The sequence below is a fragment of the Methylobacterium sp. WL6 genome (assembly GCF_008040095.1).
GTDB lineage: Bacteria > Pseudomonadota > Alphaproteobacteria > Rhizobiales > Beijerinckiaceae > Methylobacterium.
The window spans coordinates 1-843 of sequence record NZ_VRVH01000622.1 but is presented as its reverse complement, the minus strand read 5'-3'; the positions used below and the strand labels follow the sequence as shown (position 1 = coordinate 843).

Annotated in this window: 2 protein-coding genes; one reads left to right on the top strand and one right to left on the bottom strand. The window is 76.0% G+C overall.

Going from position 1 to position 843, the window contains the following annotated elements:
• The coding region (locus FV230_RS28810; protein ID WP_187275669.1) for an S-adenosylmethionine:tRNA ribosyltransferase-isomerase at positions 1-321 on the bottom strand (321 nt) is incomplete at its 3' end.
• A gap of 120 nt (positions 322-441) precedes the next feature.
• Between FV230_RS28810 and FV230_RS28805 the strand changes: the two genes are divergently transcribed.
• A complete protein-coding gene (locus tag FV230_RS28805; protein ID WP_147730027.1) occupies positions 442-684 on the top strand; it encodes a hypothetical protein in 243 nt (80 codons plus the stop codon).
• Positions 685-843 lie beyond the last annotated feature (159 nt).

The window sequence follows — 843 nt, the reverse complement described above, 5'->3', positions numbered from 1 at the left end:
GCCCGGCGCCAGGCGCTTGGCCGGCCGGGCGAAGGCGCGCCAGCGGTCCGGCGCCTCGCGCAGATGCAGCATCACCTCCGTGCGCTGGCCGGGCGCGCCGGGCCGGGTGCGGATGCCGCGAAGGCGCGCCGGGATCACCCGGGTGTCGTTGAAGACCAGGGCGTCGCCCCGGCGCAGCAGGCCGGGAAGGTCGGCGACGCGGGCATCGGTCAGGCCGTCGCCGGGGCGCACGACGAGCAGGCGCCCGGCGCCGCGCGGTTCGGCCGGGCGCAGCGCGATGCTGGCCTCGGGCAGGTCGAAATCGAACAGGTCCACGCGCATGGGGCCCGCACCTGCACCGGCGCGCGCCGGGAATCAATGCGGCGCGGCGTGCGTGGAACCGCGCCGGACCGGCTTCCGTTCACGGCAGGCGCGATCCTCCCGTCTCGACTTGGAGCCTCCATGCCCTGGTACGCCGTGCGTCCCCGCGATCCCGCCGACCCGCGCTGGCCGCTGCCGGGCAAGCCGCAGATCGTGCTCAAGGGCGAGGACCCCGCCGACGCGCGCGCAAGGTTCGAGCAGGCCTATCCGAGCACGCCGTTCGGCACGCCCGCCACCCCGGTCCCCGATGGCGCGGGCGGGTTCGAGGGTGAGGCGGAGGCGCTGATCGTCGAGGAGACGACGGAACCCGCCGCGCCGCATTAGGCGTTTTGCTGAGGACGTTCGACGGCGAGCACCATCGCCTGCGGGGAGGGATGCATGGCGGCGCAGGCGGAGCGGATCACTCTCGACGGGCAGCTCGTCGGCTACTGGGCGCGCGAGGCCGGCCGCCTCGAGGCGCTCGCCGCCGCGGCCCGCTTCGGC

Excerpts from the sequence above, each read along its gene's own strand:
- FV230_RS28805 (WP_147730027.1), top strand. The coding sequence starts at position 442 with ATGCCCTGGTACGCCGTGCGTCCCCGCGATCCCGCCGACCCGCGCTGG.